This window comes from Gelidibacter sp., assembly GCF_053579655.1.
This window is the reverse complement of sequence record NZ_JBMDWE010000014.1, coordinates 24,087-40,623: the sequence shown is the minus strand read 5'-3', so window position 1 is coordinate 40,623 and position 16,537 is coordinate 24,087. Positions and strand designations below refer to the sequence as shown.

17 protein-coding genes and 1 pseudogene are annotated in these 16,537 nt (G+C 35.7%); 13 read left to right on the top strand and 5 right to left on the bottom strand.

Going from position 1 to position 16,537, the window contains the following annotated elements; all coding sequences use genetic code 11:
• Positions 1 to 36: 36 nt before the first annotated feature.
• Positions 37 to 273 carry a YtxH domain-containing protein gene (locus ACOH2D_RS08895; RefSeq protein WP_348036224.1) on the bottom strand — a complete coding sequence of 79 codons (237 nt, stop codon included), beginning with the start codon at positions 271 to 273 and terminating at the stop codon, positions 37 to 39.
• Positions 274 to 526: 253 nt separating this feature from the next.
• On the opposite strand from ACOH2D_RS08895, the gene ACOH2D_RS08890 reads away from it, so the two are divergent.
• Positions 527 to 970 carry a GNAT family N-acetyltransferase gene (locus ACOH2D_RS08890; RefSeq protein WP_449535001.1) on the top strand — a complete coding sequence of 148 codons (444 nt, stop codon included), beginning with the start codon at positions 527 to 529 and terminating at the stop codon, positions 968 to 970.
• 171 nt (positions 971 to 1,141) lie between these two features.
• On the opposite strand, the gene ACOH2D_RS08885 is transcribed toward ACOH2D_RS08890, so the two are convergent.
• Complete coding sequence (locus ACOH2D_RS08885; RefSeq protein ID WP_348036226.1) at positions 1,142 to 1,291, bottom strand: hypothetical protein; 150 nt, start codon at positions 1,289 to 1,291, stop codon at positions 1,142 to 1,144.
• Between the two features lie 200 nt (positions 1,292 to 1,491).
• Here ACOH2D_RS08885 and ACOH2D_RS08880 point away from each other — a divergent pair, with 200 nt between their 5' ends.
• Entirely contained in the window at positions 1,492 to 1,863 is a 372-nt protein-coding gene (locus ACOH2D_RS08880; RefSeq protein ID WP_348036227.1) for a hypothetical protein, read from the top strand.
• A 207-nt stretch (positions 1,864 to 2,070) separates the two neighbouring features.
• Here the strand turns inward: ACOH2D_RS08880 and ACOH2D_RS08875 are convergent, their stop codons facing one another.
• A complete protein-coding gene (locus tag ACOH2D_RS08875; RefSeq protein ID WP_348036228.1) occupies positions 2,071 to 2,292 on the bottom strand; it encodes a CDGSH iron-sulfur domain-containing protein in 222 nt (73 codons plus the stop codon).
• A 410-nt stretch (positions 2,293 to 2,702) separates the two neighbouring features.
• Here ACOH2D_RS08875 and ACOH2D_RS08870 point away from each other — a divergent pair, with 410 nt between their 5' ends.
• From ACOH2D_RS08870 to ACOH2D_RS08850, 5 genes and pseudogenes are all read left to right on the top strand, one after another.
• A complete protein-coding gene (locus tag ACOH2D_RS08870; RefSeq protein WP_449535000.1) occupies positions 2,703 to 3,716 on the top strand; it encodes an LLM class flavin-dependent oxidoreductase in 1,014 nt (337 codons plus the stop codon).
• A 61-nt stretch (positions 3,717 to 3,777) separates the two neighbouring features.
• A pseudogene (locus ACOH2D_RS08865) lies at positions 3,778 to 4,277 on the top strand (CIA30 family protein).
• A 199-nt stretch (positions 4,278 to 4,476) separates the two neighbouring features.
• Positions 4,477 to 5,817, top strand: coding sequence for a DEAD/DEAH box helicase (locus ACOH2D_RS08860; protein WP_449534999.1), 1,341 nt, complete (start codon positions 4,477 to 4,479; stop codon positions 5,815 to 5,817).
• Positions 5,818 to 5,822: 5 nt separating this feature from the next.
• Positions 5,823 to 7,136, top strand: coding sequence for a DEAD/DEAH box helicase (locus tag ACOH2D_RS08855; RefSeq protein WP_348036232.1), 1,314 nt, complete (start codon positions 5,823 to 5,825; stop codon positions 7,134 to 7,136).
• Between the two features lie 183 nt (positions 7,137 to 7,319).
• Entirely contained in the window at positions 7,320 to 8,276 is a 957-nt protein-coding gene (locus tag ACOH2D_RS08850) for a WaaS/CpsH family glycosyltransferase (RefSeq protein WP_348036233.1), read from the top strand.
• Positions 8,277 to 8,400: 124 nt separating this feature from the next.
• Here ACOH2D_RS08850 and ACOH2D_RS08845 read toward each other — a convergent pair whose 3' ends face one another.
• Both ACOH2D_RS08845 and ACOH2D_RS08840 read right to left on the bottom strand, forming a co-directional pair.
• Entirely contained in the window at positions 8,401 to 9,141 is a 741-nt protein-coding gene (locus ACOH2D_RS08845) for an acyl-CoA desaturase (protein WP_348036234.1), read from the bottom strand.
• 541 nt (positions 9,142 to 9,682) lie between these two features.
• The gene (locus ACOH2D_RS08840; RefSeq protein ID WP_348036235.1) at positions 9,683 to 10,252 is read right to left on the bottom strand and encodes a Crp/Fnr family transcriptional regulator; all 570 of its coding nucleotides are present in this window, start codon (positions 10,250 to 10,252) and stop codon (positions 9,683 to 9,685) included.
• Positions 10,253 to 10,317: 65 nt separating this feature from the next.
• Between ACOH2D_RS08840 and ACOH2D_RS08835 the strand changes: the two genes are divergently transcribed.
• The 6 genes from ACOH2D_RS08835 to ACOH2D_RS08810 all read left to right on the top strand — a co-directional run bounded on the left by ACOH2D_RS08835 (position 10,318) and on the right by ACOH2D_RS08810 (position 16,533).
• Positions 10,318 to 10,455 (top strand): hypothetical protein, encoded by a 138-nt coding sequence (locus ACOH2D_RS08835; protein ID WP_348036236.1) that lies wholly within the window; start codon positions 10,318 to 10,320, stop codon positions 10,453 to 10,455.
• A gap of 481 nt (positions 10,456 to 10,936) precedes the next feature.
• Complete coding sequence (locus tag ACOH2D_RS08830) at positions 10,937 to 11,773, top strand: LytR/AlgR family response regulator transcription factor (protein ID WP_449534998.1); 837 nt, start codon at positions 10,937 to 10,939, stop codon at positions 11,771 to 11,773.
• 125 nt (positions 11,774 to 11,898) lie between these two features.
• Positions 11,899 to 12,561, top strand: a complete 663-nt coding sequence (locus tag ACOH2D_RS08825; protein WP_348036239.1) for a CPBP family intramembrane glutamic endopeptidase — start codon at positions 11,899 to 11,901, stop codon at positions 12,559 to 12,561.
• A 64-nt stretch (positions 12,562 to 12,625) separates the two neighbouring features.
• Entirely contained in the window at positions 12,626 to 13,030 is a 405-nt protein-coding gene (locus ACOH2D_RS08820; RefSeq protein WP_348036240.1) for a hypothetical protein, read from the top strand.
• Between the two features lie 402 nt (positions 13,031 to 13,432).
• Positions 13,433 to 14,779 (top strand): coiled-coil domain-containing protein, encoded by a 1,347-nt coding sequence (locus ACOH2D_RS08815; protein ID WP_348036241.1) that lies wholly within the window; start codon positions 13,433 to 13,435, stop codon positions 14,777 to 14,779.
• An 881-nt stretch (positions 14,780 to 15,660) separates the two neighbouring features.
• Positions 15,661 to 16,533, top strand: coding sequence for a PTS sugar transporter subunit IIC (locus tag ACOH2D_RS08810; protein WP_449534997.1), 873 nt, complete (start codon positions 15,661 to 15,663; stop codon positions 16,531 to 16,533).
• The last annotated feature ends 4 nt before the right edge of the window (positions 16,534 to 16,537 follow it).

The window sequence follows — 16,537 nt, the reverse complement described above, 5'->3', positions numbered from 1 at the left end:
TTAGTGGGATTTTTTTTTGATTTCTATTTTCCGATTCTATTGGTTCATATTATTGACTTCCTTTTGCACGCCACTTTTAAAGTCGTCATATTTAGACTTGACTGTTGATTCGACGTCATTATAAGTGTCTTTTACTTTTTGACCAACATCATTCACTTTGGCGTGAAGTTGTTCTTTCTTTTCTGGAGATAGGTTTTTATATTTCCACCAGGCATAAACACCAGCTCCAATTCCTAATAAGGCCAAAAGCCCTGTTCCTTGTTGTTTTTTCATGTCGTTTGATTTTTATTAAGATAATGTGATTTTTATTAAAGATAATGGATTTTGATTTTAATCGGAACGTTTATGTCCACATTATGATAATTTTAATACGTTATTATGATATTTTTTTGAAAACGCAAAAGTTCTATTTGTGTCCATTCTTGGTTACGTGCGCCAGCATAACAAATTAACAGCAAGGATCAATTGAAATTTTGGATCCATAGATTTAATTATATTTGCGAGCTCACAATCCATTAAAAACGTCTTGAAAACAGCAGTTCATTTGATCCAAGCAAAAGCATCTGATCTTGAAATTACTTATAAGATCTTTTGCACTTCCCTCAAGCCTTATCTTGAAAAATTATGGGATTGGGATGAGGTGCATCAGCGAAAGATTCACAAAAAAAAATTCAAGCCCTCAAAAACAAACTTAATTGAATTTGAAGAGCAAATCGTTGGATTTATGGTTTTATCTGAAAAGGAGAAGGAGTTTTATATAGAGAATTTGTTGATCGATCAAACCTTTCAAAATTTAGGAATTGGAACAGAAGTCATGCAACGTATGATTCAAAAATCCATTTCAGAAAAGAAAAATATTCGATTACAGGTTTTTAAGATCAATACAAAGGCTCAAAAGTTTTATCAAGATCTCGAATTTAAAAAAACCTCTGAAAATGAGTTCAACTTTGAAATGAAACGGTCTTTTTAGAATATCAAAAAGTATTTAACCCAAAGGATTTTTCAGAAATGCAGAATGGGAAAAACATTTAAATTTAGTCAGGAGCTAAAACAAGAAAGGGAAGTACTAGTGGGAGCTCAACCACTTTTGAAATGATTAGGCTCCCCAGTAAATTTCATTCAAAAAATGAATTAAAGGAGTTTATTCCGTGGTTTCTGAATCACTTTTCTTTTTATCATTCTTCATTAAATTAACGACGATGCCTACTAAGGCAATACAAACGACAGCAAAAATGACGATCATAAAGACACCGTTATTCCATTTGGCATCTAAAAGTATAGGTTGGTACATGGTTATTTGTTTTGATTGTTAAAAGTAAAACTATATCATATGGCTTTCAAAATACATGATTTATATCACTATTTGTGGGTTTTAGGCGAAAAGCGCAATATATGCGATAAATATTTGATTTTCATGTGCAAAAATCCTAGAAAACAACATTTTAAGATGTGAAAATTGTATAATTTTGCAGCGTTTTAAACTAAAATAAAATGAAACCATATTTCTTATTAATTACATTATTTTTTTCGATAGAATTAGTTGCACAAACTGATTATAAAAGGCAGCTTGACAGCTTAACCACAGTACACAAAGTATGTATTATTGAAAATACTATAAGAAATCATCGCGTAAAACTGGATCAATTAAGGAAGCAAAGACAGAGTTTAAATGCCAAACTTGCAGACATCCAAAGTTTCAAAATTCGTCGTTCAGATGCTGAAAAAGAGGAACAATTAGCCGCAATCAATCAACAGATTGAAGCCAATGCCATTGCAAATACTAATGCCACCGTTTATTTGACGACTTTAATCAACGATTTGGTGCTGGCTAATGAAGATGTGAAGAGCTTACGGAATAATTGATTTTGTAAATTCTGAACACTATTGTTTTAAAATTAGTTAGCGGTAAGGCTGAAGGGCTATTTGGGAAGAAGCATTGAGTTTACTTAGATACCTAACAATCCGGTTTAAAAAGCCTAAGTCACTTTAAAAGTCGTATTAAAGTAACTTAAGCTTCGTTTATTAAATGCTTTCTACATTAAGTTAGACAGCAAAATTATGGTTTGCAAATTATGCCTTTGGAGGCAAAGCAAAAGCTACGGCATCATGCTCAAAGTGATTTCGGTGTGCGCCATCGCAAAAAGGTTTATTGGCTGAAAGTCCACATCTACATAAAGAAATGACATCACGACCACCAAGGTCATAGGCATTGCCGTCCTTATCAACAATTTCAAAATCGCCACTTATTCTTAATGATCCGTTGTTATTTACTTTTAGGGTTGTTTTACTCATAGCTATTAATTTTTATTGGTTATTTTGGTTCCACTAGATGGTGTCCAACACGGCAAACATAGTTGTATTCATGTTAAGAACTATTTTAAATTAAGTTTCGCAATAAAAGCAAACCAATTTTAAATCAAAAAAATCAATTTGCAAATCCTTCGATATTTGGGTTTTATTGCTCCAAACCTTCGTTTTTTTAATCACAAAAAAAAAGTTTTATAAATACAAAACATAATAATAGTGAGAACGGGTTCAGCTTGTAGTAATAAAAGAAATTCATGTCTTCCTCTTCTAGGTTGTTGGAATCTGTTTATTCGGATTAACAAAGCTCTAACAGTAAGCCAGCAAATTATGCAGTAATTTTGTGATTTAGGACTAAATCCATAGTCTAATTTCAACACACTATCAGTTAACACTATATGAATTCCCAAAAAACAACATACTCTCTTTTAGAACTCGCTCTAGTCTCTGAAGGTCATAGTCTCAAACAAACTTTTAATAATTCCTTAGCCTTGGCGCAAGAAGCCGAAAGCTTAGGTTACGAACGGTTTTGGCTGGCAGAACATCACAATGCCGTTAATATTGGCAGTAGTGCCACGGCCATTCTTATCGGTTATATTGCCGAAGGCACAACGACAATTCGCGTAGGCTCTGGCGGAATTATGCTGCCTAACCATTCACCTTTAATTGTTGCCGAACAGTTTGGAACTTTAGGATCTTTATATCCCAACCGTATTGATTTAGGATTGGGTAGAGCACCAGGAACTGATCGTGAAACTGCTCAGGCCATTCGTTCTGATTTTATGCAGGCTGCGCATTCGTTCCCTAGTGATATAGAAGAAATTCAAAAATATTTTTCAATAGACAATGTGCATTCTAAAATTCGCGCCACTGTAGCAGAAGGCGTAGAAGTACCGATTTATATTTTAGGCTCCAGTACCGATAGTGCGCATTTGGCTGCTAAAAAAGGAATGCCCTATGCTTTTGCCAGCCACTTTGCCACACAGCATTTAGAAAATGCCATCGACACTTATAGAAAAGAATTTCAACCTTCTGAAATTTTAGAGGTGCCTTATGTGATGGCAGGTGTGAACATTATTATAGCTGAAACCGACGAGGAAGCGGATCGTTTTGCAACCTCGTTAATACGCATGTTTGTGGGCATTTTCACGGGCAAAAGAGAATATTTACAACCGCCAACGGCAATGACGCAAGAACTTAGGGAAATTATGCAGCATCCTCAAGTGCACCAAATGCTGAAATATTCATTTATAGGTAGTAAAGCCACTGTAAAAGCACAGGTCAAAGCATTTTTGGATCACACCAAAGCTGATGAAGTCATTGCGGTCACGAATATCTTTGATGTTAAGGATAGAATTCGTTCGTATGAATTATTTGCGGAGATCATGGACGAGTTGAATGTCGAAAAATAAGTAATATCAATTATTTTTATTAATAGAATGCCTATCTTTTTGTTAGATAATTATTGAAAATATGAATCCTCAAGCTGATTCCGTCATTTATGATTTTTCACAGCACTTAAATTCTGAGGCTTGGCATATTGTGAATGACGGGGTTATGGGTGGATTTTCTAAAGGAAAAATGGCCATCAATGCTGCTGGCAATGCTCTTTTTGAAGGCTTTATAACTACCGAAAACAGCGGCGGATTCTCTTCGGTTAAACATGCATTTCCTGAAAAATTGGTCTCTAATTATAAGTCCGTTTATTGCGCATTAAGGGCGATGGTAAAATGTATCAATTCCGAATCAAAGAACGTTTAGAGCAACCTTTTTCATACATCCACGAATTTCAAACCTCTGGCGAATGGGAAACTATCCGCATTCCGTTGGCGGCGTTTTATCCTAGTTTTAGAGGTCATACTCAAAATATGCCCAATTATAATGGCGAAATTATGGAAGAAGTCACATTTCTGATAGGAAATAAAAAGAAAGAGTATTTTGCCTTAGAGATCGAACGCATTTGGTTAGAATGACGACTCTTTTTTAAAGTTGTTTTTGCTCGCTGAAATCAACTTCATGATCTCAACCATTATCATAAAAACCTTAATTATCAAGTTAAACATTATATCTTGAAATGCTCTCCTGCTATTTATCGCAATTCGCAGTGTATTAATAAGGGGATTGTCGTTATTCCCTGCGAAAGTGTGGTTATCTTTGCGCAAAATATATTTTATGTCAAAACAGTTTTCAGATTTAGGGATTAATGATCAACTACAAAAGAGTTTAGAAAATTTAGGAATTTCTGTTCCTACAGATATACAAGAAAAGACGATTCCCGTAGTTCTAAATCAAAAAGAAGATGTAGTGGTTTTGGCAAAAACGGGAACAGGGAAAACAGCCGCGTTTGGGTTGCCTTTGCTGCAATTGGTTGACATCACAAATACCAATATTCAAGCGTTAATTTTAGCGCCAACGCGCGAATTGGGACAACAGATTTATAACAATTTGGTGTCTTTTGCTGTAGAAACTCCCGAAATCTCCATCGCCTCCTTATGTGGTGGAATTCCTATAAAACCTCAAATGGAACGTTTAAAAACGACGACACATATCGTGGTGGCAACTCCAGGACGATTGGTCGATTTGATGAAACGTGAGGCTATTAATATTAAAGCTGTTCAATATTTTGTTCTGGATGAAGCGGACGAAATGGTTAGCGCATTAAAAGATGAGGTCGATGTCATTATAAAGGACATTCCAAAATCGAGACGAACCTTATTGTTTACGGCCACTATGCCGGGATCAATAAAGCAGTTGGTTCAAAACTACATGTCAAAACATGTGGTGCACATCGAGGCGGATATGGCAACGGTTGGGCATCAAGGCATCGATCATCAATATGTAGTGGTGGAGCCGATTGAGAAATTAGACGTACTCCTTCATTTTTTAAATAGTAGAGAAGGCGAGCGTGGCATAATCTTCTGTAAAACCAAAGCTGCGGTTAATAAATTGGCTAAAAACTTGGCCATCAATAAATTCTCATCGGGTGCGCTTCATGGGAGTTTGACCCAAGGCATTCGCGATCGAATAATGGGACAATTTAGAGAAGGCCATATTAATATTCTAGTGGCTACCGATTTGGCAGCACGTGGTATTGACGTCAAGGAAGTGTCCTTTGTGGTCAATTACCATTTGCCTGATACCTATGAAGCTTATGTGCATCGCAGTGGACGAACGGCTAGGGCAGGAGCCAAAGGATTATCCTTAACCATATTGCAAAAAGAAGAAGTTTATGAGATTGCCGAATTTGAAAACGAATTGGGGATTGTGTTTCATGAATTTAAAAAAGCAGATGCACAAAGCATTGAAGAAAATAATGGGCTTTTATGGGCTAAAAAGATATTCAAGACGAAACCCAATCGTGAGGTTTCAGAAGATTTTAAAGCCAAGATAAAAACGGTATTTCATCATTTAACAAAAGACGAATTGGTCGATAAAATATTGGCCAATTACTTAATAGAATCAGGCATGGACACTGCAAAACCAGAGCCTTCTAAAAAACATAAAAAGAATTAATTCCAATGGCAAATAATATTAAAGATCAACAGGATATTTTAGATAAGTTAAATATCCAAACCTTGCATCCCATGCAAAGGGAAGCCATTGATGTCATTGGATCAACCACCAATACCATATTGCTATCGCCAACGGGGAGTGGTAAAACTTTGGCTTTTTTACTACCTTTATTGGATGTTTTAGACCCAGATATTAAGGAAGTCCAAGCCTTGATAATTGTACCATCGCGCGAATTGGCCATTCAAATTGAGCAAGTGGCCAGAGATATGGGTTCTGGATTTAAGGTGAATGCCGTATATGGTGGCAGACCAATGTCCAAGGACAAAATAGAGATCAAGCATGTGCCAGCTATTTTAATCGGTACGCCTGGACGTATTTTAGATCATTTTGAAGCCGATCGTTTTCCGAAAACGAGCATCAAAACCCTTATTTTAGATGAGTTTGATAAATCGCTCGAAGATGGTTTTGAAGACGAAATGAAAGCGATTATCGGTCAATTGCCAAGCATTAATAAACGCATTTTAACGTCTGCCACGCAACTGGAGAAAATCCCAGGGTTTGTCCGTTTGAATAAACCGACGACTGTGGATTATCTCACAGAAAAGAAGAAATCTACGTTAGCCATCAAAACGGTGGTGTCACAAAAGCCAAACAAGCTGCCAACTTTACTGGAGTTGCTGCACCATATTGGCAATCACCAAGGCATCGTGTTTTGTAATTTAAGAGAGAGCATTGACAAAGTGAGCAACTATCTCACGCGAAACAAAATCAATCACTCTTGTTTTTCGGGAGGAATGGAGCAGCAAGAACGTGAACGGTCGCTTATTACCTTTAGAAACGGGACAAGTCAAATACTTCTAGCAACCGATCTGGCAGCAAGAGGCATCGATATTCCAGAGCTCAGCTTTATCATTCATTATGAATTGCCCAACCATAAAGAGGAATTTATCCATAGAAACGGACGGACGGCCCGAGTCAATGCGAAAGGAACTGCTTATGTGCTTAAAGGAAGTGATGAGCAATTACCTGACTTTATAAAAGAAACTCCACCTATCAGAATTTCCACAAAAGCGCCAAGTGCAGCACCTTTTTGGGAAACCTTATTCATTTCGGGAGGACGTAAGGATAAAATCTCAAAAGGAGATATCGTTGGTCTTTTTATGAAACAAGGTGGTCTTACCCAGGAGCAATTGGGAACTATTGAACTCAAGCAAGATTGTGCTTTTGTTGCCGTGCCGCTAACGGAATCAAAACGTATCGTTAATGCTTTGGACAACTCACGATTGAAGAAGAAAAAAGTACGGATTAGGGTTTTGTAAACATTATAGTCTAAAATGAAATTGCCATTTTTCGTGGTTTCCACTAACAACGATAATTATTACATCATCAGAATAGCGAGCTATTATCAATTTGTTCGAATAAAACATTTTGTTATCAAAGCATGGATATAGTTCGTACTTATGTAATTTCGTGACAAACTCAGTTAATATTTGCTTATAAGTATGAAGAAAGCTTTGATTATCGCTCCCGAATATATGGGTTATATTGTAAAAGTTGCGGACGAACTCAGAAAATATAGCGATATTGAAGTTACTGATATCCATATTCCTTCCTATAAATACGATAGCTTAAGTACAAAAATTAAGAACTTTTTTTACAAGCAATTTTCAAAAGATTTAAAATTCGATTACCGAGAAGATTATATTAAACCGATAATTAAAGATGACCATTTTGATATCATTTTAATAATTCGTCCCGATATGCTTTCGATTAAGACGTTGGCAGAATTAAAGGCTAGAACAAAATTATTTAAAACCTATTTTTTTGATGGTGTAGACCGTTTTCCTAGAAAAAAGAAGACCATTCATTTGTTTGATGAAATTTATAGTTTTGAACCGAACGATTGCAAAACATTTGGATTTAAGTTCATCACTAACTTCATTTATGAACTAGAGCCTCCAACTATTGATGAGATACCTCTAAAATACAGTGTCTTTAACATTACGAGTTATGACAGAAAAAGATTTCCGATATTACTTGAAATAGCCAAAACATTGAAGGAACAGCAAAACAAGTTTAAAATTATTGTAAAAACGAGCAAGGACCTTTCTTCCAATGATTTGATAGAAATTACTGAGAAGCCTATTCCCCTAGAAGCAGTAAAACGTTATATAAAACAATCTGCTTGTATGCTCGATTTAGGGGTAATAAAAAAGCACAAAGGACTGACCTTTAGAGTTTTTGAAGCGATGGGTTATCAAAAAAAAATCATTACAAACAATTCTGAAATTGCGACTTATGACTTTTATAATCCGCAAAATATTTTGATAATTGATGAGCAAAATATAGCTATTCCTAATAGCTTTTTAAATTCATCCTATGCACCAATCCCTGATGACATCCTAAAGAAGTATACCTTAGAAAGCTGGGTTAAAACCGTATTTAAAGAAGTGGTTTAAATTAAAGACCTTGTACTTTCTATGCGATATAAAGTAAATCCTATACATTCACATTAAAATACGTTTTAAGATAGGCATCAGATGCAGATTTTTAAGTACAGGAAATCGATAAAAATGAATATTTCTATTTCTTAACAGGAACTGCCTTCAACTGAATCACCCCAACGGCATCCAACACTTTTATGATTAAATAAGTCATATCAATCTCATACCATTTGACACCGAAGTTGGCGCGACTTGCGAATTTATGGTGGTTATTGTGATAACCTTCGCCCATCATTAAAAAGTCAAAACGAAAGAGGTTCTTACTGGTGTTTTTCATTTGGTAATTGACATAGCCGTAGATATGTCCAAACCAGTTGATGATTACGCCATGAACAGGCGCCATCATAAAGGTTAAGGGCAATAATAGCCATTGCCACCAAGCGGTTACAAAATAAACAAAGAATAGTACATAAAGGGCCATCCAAAGTACTCGTGAAATACGAGAGCTCGCAAATCTATCAAAAGCTGTCCATTGCGGAACGTTTTTGGTAAAGCGCTGATCGACTTCAATGCGTTGGGTGTTGATATCCTGATAAATAGTTTTCGTTTTCCACATCATTGCAAACATATTGTCATCATAAGATGGCGAATGCGGATCCAACTCTGTGTCGGTATAAGCGTGGTGCATGCGGTGCATAACTCCATAACCATAAGCGCTTAAATAACTTGAGCCTTGAAAAATCCAGGTCAGGACAAAGGTAATGCGTTCCATCGTTTTGGACATGGTAAAAACCTGATGCGCTGCATAACGATGTAAAAAGAACGATTGGAAAAACAAGCCTCCATACCACAGTACCAAAACAAAAATAACAATAATCATAACTTTTTTTTGCAAAGATAAAGTGATAAGCAGGGGCAAACAATGAACCTAAGTCAATAAAACAGCGAGGTTTTTCGCTATTTTATAAAGTGCAAAGATTAAAAATCCAGTGATTTAGTGAAACTTTGTGTCTCCTTTGTGGAGCTTTGCGTAATAGCTTTTAGGTAGATGCAACTACTTCGCATAAAAGAAAGGTTTCCCGCAGATTTCGCAGATATTCGCGGATTGTTGATGTCAAATACTTTACATGGAATCTTTCAAAGTGCACCAACTCGTCCGAATCAAAACTTCAAAAATCTACAATCGTTAATCTTCAATCGTTAATCTTAATAGCATGTACTGATGCTTCATAACTAATGCGTCATAGCTTAAAGGTTTTCCGCAGATATTTTCGGATTGTTGATAGCAAATAATTAACATGTTTTTGCAATCTTTCAAAGCTTGCCAACTTGTCCGAATCAAAACTTCAAAAATCAACAATCGTTAATCGCTAATCTTCAATCCATCTACTAATCCCTAATTTCTCATCCCTAATTCGTCATCAAATCCGCTTCCTAATCCTGCTCAACGCTTGCGGCGTCACACCAATATAAGAACTGATGTATTTTAAGGGGATCACTTTCAGGAGTTCAGGACGCTCCTTAAATAACTTCAAATAGCGTTCTTCTGCGTTAAGATTCAAGAGGTTTTGTTCGCGGCTGGATTTTATCAAAAAGAGCCGTTCGACAGCCAATCGGCCAATAAGATTTCCGATTTGGGTTGTTTTATAAACCGCCTGCAAATCATCATAAGTGATGCTTAAAATAGTGGTTTCAGTGAGGGCTTGCAGTTGATATGCAGAAGGTTTTCGTGTTAGAAAGGAGTCATAAGCACTAATAAACTGATCCTTGAAACTAAAGCCAAATGTGATTTCTTTATCTGGATCTTCTTTGGGAATAAACACACGAACCACGCCCGATTCAATAAACGAGATATAATTTTCCACCTCATTAAGCTTTAAAAAAACAGCTTTCTTTGGAATGACGCGTCGAATTAATTTAGAAGTAAAAAAATCCCAGTCTGCTTGAGAAATGGTTGCTATTTGATCAAGGTAGTTTTTTATTTGTTGCAAATCTTTTAATCCTAATAGTTATACACACAAAGATAAGGATATTCTTAGTCTTAGTTTTATCCTACATGAGCATATTATATGAGTTAAGTGCGGGATTCGCGATTTTGGGTGTGACTGTTTTCAGAGCTTCGCTGCCGTTTATTTTATCTGTCGTGGTTGGTGTTTTCCACCAACAAACGCTCTCTGGTGCGAATATTTTTTAACATTCGGGAATTGCTAGTGTTTTCCACTAACACCCTTTCACGTGCCGTTATGTTTCAGTATTCTTTTATGCGTTGCGCTAAAACTTCCGTCTGATGATTTGGGCGTAGTCGAATGACCAGCATCATGAAGCGTATCGTGAACGGCGGTCCCGGATTGTGAGGCGAGCGCGAGATATTGATTTCCGATTCGGTGGACCTGATCTAAGATTTTGAATTTTGATGATTGAAAGCACTCGTTGCAAACGAGCGCAAGCGGACAGAGGATTTGTATTTGATTACAGAAATGTTAATAAATGTTATAATAATATTATGTTTGTTGAACTAGGTTTGGTGATTTGAAAGTTATTTTTTTACGGGTGCATTGAAAATGATTTGTATGTGACCCATAAAGTGGGATAAGCGTGAATCTGAACGAGTTAACTGCAATGGTAAAAAAGCATTCTAATTCAAACTTCTTCTGACAAAAAAATAACCGCTATTCATGAATAATAAACAGCCAACCAAGGATATACAAAAAAAAGCATGGCATACATTTATCTTTAGTTCTGCTTGGCGTTGGTTTCAGAAAGCAATTGTATTGATGATTTTCTTTTTAGTGACGAATCATTTAACTAAGCGCGAAAGTTTTCCAGATGGCGAATCGTATAGATTTCCTATAGAAGGATTTCTGTCGTCTATTGTTTTATGTATTCTCATTGGAATCATAGCACATCTTAATTTTAAATTTTACAAGAAAAAGTATTTCTCTAAAAAAGTAGAAATTGTCATTATCATATGGTATATGGCTTCTACCCTAGGATATATTACAATCATGTATTTTCCTGTAAATATTATTTTCAATATAGTTGTTGGTGGACAGACAGAGTTCTATTATTTATTAATCGGATTGCTAATTACCTTATTATTGAGTTTTATTCTCATAGGTTTATTCTATGCACAAGACCTATACAATTTATATAAGTTATCCATAAAAGATGCTGAAATTATAATTGAAAGTGGCGCGAAAATAACGAAGCTTACCTATGAAGATATTGCGTGCTTTTACAGCGAAAACAAAATTGTATATACTGATCAAAGTGATGGCACAACAATTAACACCGATTTTACATTGAACGAGCTCGAAGAAAAAATAAACGATCAATTGTTTTTTAGAGCCAATAGGCAAATTATCATTCACAAAGATGCTGTAGACCAAATTGAAAAAATTGAAAACGGCAAGTTACGTATAAGGTTACAAGCTTCCATTGTAAACGATACGATTGCTGAAATCAATATCAGTCGTTACAAGCGAAAAGCATTTATGGATTGGTTTGAATAAAAGCTGCCAAAAACTATCGACTATTCAGTTATAAATTAACGACCATTCAGTAAAAACATAAGTATTTAAAGGAGTTTTTAGAGAATTTGTTCATTATTTCGATTAGAATTTAAAATCAGAAAACAATGAATAAAATTACCTTAAGACAAACATTAATTCCTTTAATAACCTTTACAAGCATCTGCTTTTTATGGTTTGGACCAATACAAATTAGTTACATAGAAAATATCATTATTTCTATATTAATCATTTTAGCGAATTATATAGAACACAAAGGAAAACCATTTTTAGCACTTGGATTTCAACGTGAAAAATTCACATTCAATAACATCTTCCTACTTGCTCCATTAGTTGCACTAGGACTCTTTGCTTTTTATGTCTTTGCATTGGTTCCTGGAATTACAAAACTCACAGGCACTCCTATAGATTATTCAAGTTTCGATCAATTGAGAGGAAATCTCCCAGTCTGTTTAGTTGCTTTATTATTAGTGTGGAGTGCTACGGCGTTTGGAGAAGAAATTATCTTTCGCGGTTATTTTATGCGACAGTTTGTGAAATTCCTAGGAGAAAGTAAAGTCAGCATTGTGCTCAATATTGTCCTATTTGCTTGTTTCTTTGGTTTTATGCATAGTCAACAAGGAATTACAGGGCAACTTGTTACAGGGATTGTCGGAGCACTCTTAGCCCTGATATTCTATTTGCGTAAATACGATATGTGGTTTATTGTTTCTGTACATGGTTTTTTTGACACCATTGCTTTAATTTGTATTTACTTTGGTTTGGCATAACGATTCTAAGGTACTACACCTGTAACTTGAAGTTACCCACTAAAATAATTCCCGTTTTTTCCGGGTGGTCCAGCTGCCCGTGATCCGTCCCGACCGTAATTCAGTAGCTTGGGATCTTGACCCGTTTAGCCCCGATACGTCGGTTAAAATAATAGAGGGCGCGACGCATTTTAGGATGGTATTCTGGGCAGGTTATATGAGTGATTTTGCCTATAACCCTGCTGAAAATTCCTATAAGGTCCTCACTCCCGAATTTGAAGGGATGAGTGGGACTGTACTTTCGGACCCCTTGCTATTGAGTGATGCGCTATCACCGTTGATAGCCCTTGAGATTGTCCTGGCCACGGGTGCTACGATTCCTCTAGATGTGACGGTGGTGGGGATTGGGATCAGCTTTTACCAGGAGATCAATAGCGGTCTTTATGAACTTGCTAGTGGCAGCGTCATGAAAGTGGCGGTTTCTGGGTAAATTGTTTTTTAATGTTGACGGAACCCTTCCTTTGGTGTGGGGTTGATGTGCTTTTAGCGGATATTGATGATTGAAAGCACTCGTTGCAAACGAGCGCTAGTGGAGATTTGTATTTTTTTAACAAGAATGTTAAGAAATGTTAAAATTATATTATGTTTGTAGGAGTTGCCTTAGGGATTTGATTGTCAGTTTTTGCGGGTGCGGGTTTCCGCATGGTTTGGGATTGCGGTTGATGTACTTTTAGCGGATATTGAGGATTGTAAGTACTGTCTGGAAATGTGGGCTAGTGGTGTTAAATGTAAGAATAATAAAGATTCTTGTATCCTGCTCTTGAAGTAGGATGGAACGGATTTAGTAGAGATGTAAATAAGTTGTAGTACGTAACCCTAAAAACCGAAAAAAATGTTTGATGGAAAAAATACAAAAAAAATTGAATACCTAGAGGAAGAAAGAAAAAAGCTCTGGGGAAGACTTTCTGAACTTGAAAAACAAGTCGCTGAAAAACCGTCAGACATTGAAAAAGAAGCTAAACAAGCATCAAGAAAAGTTGCTGAATATAGAAACAAAGCAGAAGCTCGACTAAACGAAGCCAACGAAATACATTCAAGGTTAGTCAATATAGAAGCTGAAATTGATAATAAATTAATTGACATAACTTCAAATCACTTAAAGGCAATAGAAGCCAATAGTGAATTATTGGAAAATGGTATTAAACTATCAACTATTATAACAAGAATAAGTGAAGTATTAGAAGAACATCCAGAAATAGAAGAAGAAATAGAACAATTAGATGAGTTAATTATCAAAATAGAAGAAAACTCTAGTAAAGCTAATACAACGTATAAAGGAATTTTATCCAAAAAAACTGAAATAGATGAACTTCATCGCGAAATACTTGGCTATGAAGATGAAAATGAAGACGGAGAAATAATCAGTGTAGAAGGCCTACAGAGCGAATTGCAAACGTCATATGACAAACTTAACGAAACAGCTGAAAATTTAGAAATTAATTTGAAGCAGCTGAAAGAAACAAGTAAAGAACAGTATGATAATTTTGTTAAGATAAATCAAGATGATTTAGATAGTCTAAAGACAAATTCAAAAAAGGAATACGATAAGATTAGCAAACAAATTGAATCTTTACTTCCAAATGCTTTAACAGCTGGATTAAGTTCTGCTTTTGTTACTAAAAAGAATGAAGAAGAACAATTATACAATGAATACAAAGTAAATTTTAAAAATGGTATTCTTTGGATTTCATTGTCAGCCTTATTGCCAATTGGAATAAGTGTTTTTTACTTTTTATCTGAAAACTCAACTTTAACAGAAACTATTGAAAGAGCACCAAAAATAATGCTAGCTTTTCTTCCATTGTATATTCCATTAATTTGGATTACAATTTCAGCTAATAAAAAAGTAAACCTATCAAAAAGATTAATAGAAGAATACTCCCATAAACAAGTATTGAGTATGACAATTGAAGGACTTTCTAAACAAATTGAGAATATCGAAGACTCTGATATGTCAGAGGAGTTAAGAATAAAACTTTTAAACAGTTTCTTAAATGTAACAAGTGAAAACCCGGGTAAATTAATTTCAAACTATCAAAAGTCAGACAATCCGATATTGAACTTTTTTGATAGAGATAAGAAAAATGATAAAACAATAATTGAAACATTAAAAGACAGTACAAAAGATATTATTGTAAAAGCAGCTGATGAAATAGAAAGTGATATAGTTAATAGTTGAAGAAAATTATAAGTAATAAAAACTACGCACTACAGTGGTATATAAGCTTTGGCTTGGTCTGTCCTCACTTGGAAAACCCTGCGGATTTTCCAAAGCCAGTTTTTATTTGGAGAGGTTCGTGCTAAAACACGCCGCATCTCATATACATAAGCGTTGTTCATAATGTAAACCAACATTCTGCAAACGAGAAAAATACGTCTGAATTGAAAGCGGACTAAATATAACTAAACCGAAATTTGAAAAGAAAAGAAATTTATAGGCTAATTGGAACAATCGTCTTCGTGCTGATTATGAATTTTGTTCTTTTCGGAAATGACGGATTTAAATCGGACTCTACTCTTGATTTAAACATTCACGATACTTATTTTGTAATTGCGAATGTTCATTTTGTGCTATTATTTTCAGTTCTAATCTTTTTCGGCGTTTACCTCTTCCGAACATTAAAACGGAATTTTAAGAATTTGACGACAAATCTAATTCTAATGAATTCTACAATTCTGCTCATTTTAGTGTTAATCAGAATTGATTCAATAGTAGGCGCTCTAATCCAACAAACTTCAAGTTGGACAATTTATCCACCTTTGAGTGCTGGAAAAAATAAAACTGAAATTGAGCCGAAGGAAAGTAATTTTGAAATATTGGCAAATGTTCTGTTTTTAATTCAAATATTATTACTGATTTTCCTAACTTATTGCGGATTTAAAACTGGACGGAATTATAAACAAAACGGATAGAAAACACTATGCACAACACCGGTAACCGTTGCACAACCTCATAAATTGATAAAAATCCAACTGATTTAAGCCCTTCTCAAGGGCTTTTCTAATAAGCGCTTAACTACTCCGTGATTTTTTCGTTAATTTGGAACAGAAACCAATGAAATGAATTTAAAAGCTTTTCTTCATCGTAAAGATGTCGATTTTTCTGCAAGAAAATATTTTGTAGAGGCCATGGGTGCGATGGCTTATGGTTTATTTGCGACGCTTTTGGTGGGTACCATATTAAAAACAATAGGAGAGGAGCTGAACATTTATTTCTTGAAGGATGTCCTTTGGCCAGTGGCGCAACAAGCCACAGGACCGGCCATTGCCATTGCGATAGCCTATAGTTTGCGAGCGCCACAATTGGTGCTGTTTTCATCTGCGGTTGTGGGCGTGGCTGCTTATCAGATGGGCGGGCCGCTAACGGTTTTTTTGGCAGCCATAATGGCCACGGAAGTAGGCAAATTGATTTTCAACGAAACCCGAATAGATATTATAGTCACACCCATTGTAACCGTTCTTACAGGCGTTTTATTGGCTGTTATTATCGGATCAACCGTCCAGTTTTTAATGCAAAGTATTGGCGAACTTATTACCTTGGCAACATTGTCTCGCCCCATTATCATGGGAATCGTTGTCGCCGTAGTGGTGGGAATGGCACTAACCTTGCCCATTTCTTCGGCAGCTTTGTGTTTGATGTTGGAACTTGATGGCCTGGCTGCAGGAGCTGCGACCATTGGTTGTTGTGCCCAAATGATCGGTTTTGCAACCATTAGCTATAAAGATAACGGCATCAAAGGATTTTTGGCTCAAGGCATAGGAACAAGCATGTTGCAAATGCCCAATATCTATAAGAATTGGAAAATCTGGATTCCGCCTACATTGGCTTCGGCTATTATTGGTCCGATTGCTATTGTGTTTTTTAACATGAAAAATACAGCGTTAGAATCGGGGATGGGCACGTGTGGATTGGTTGGTCAAATCGGTTCATAAAATG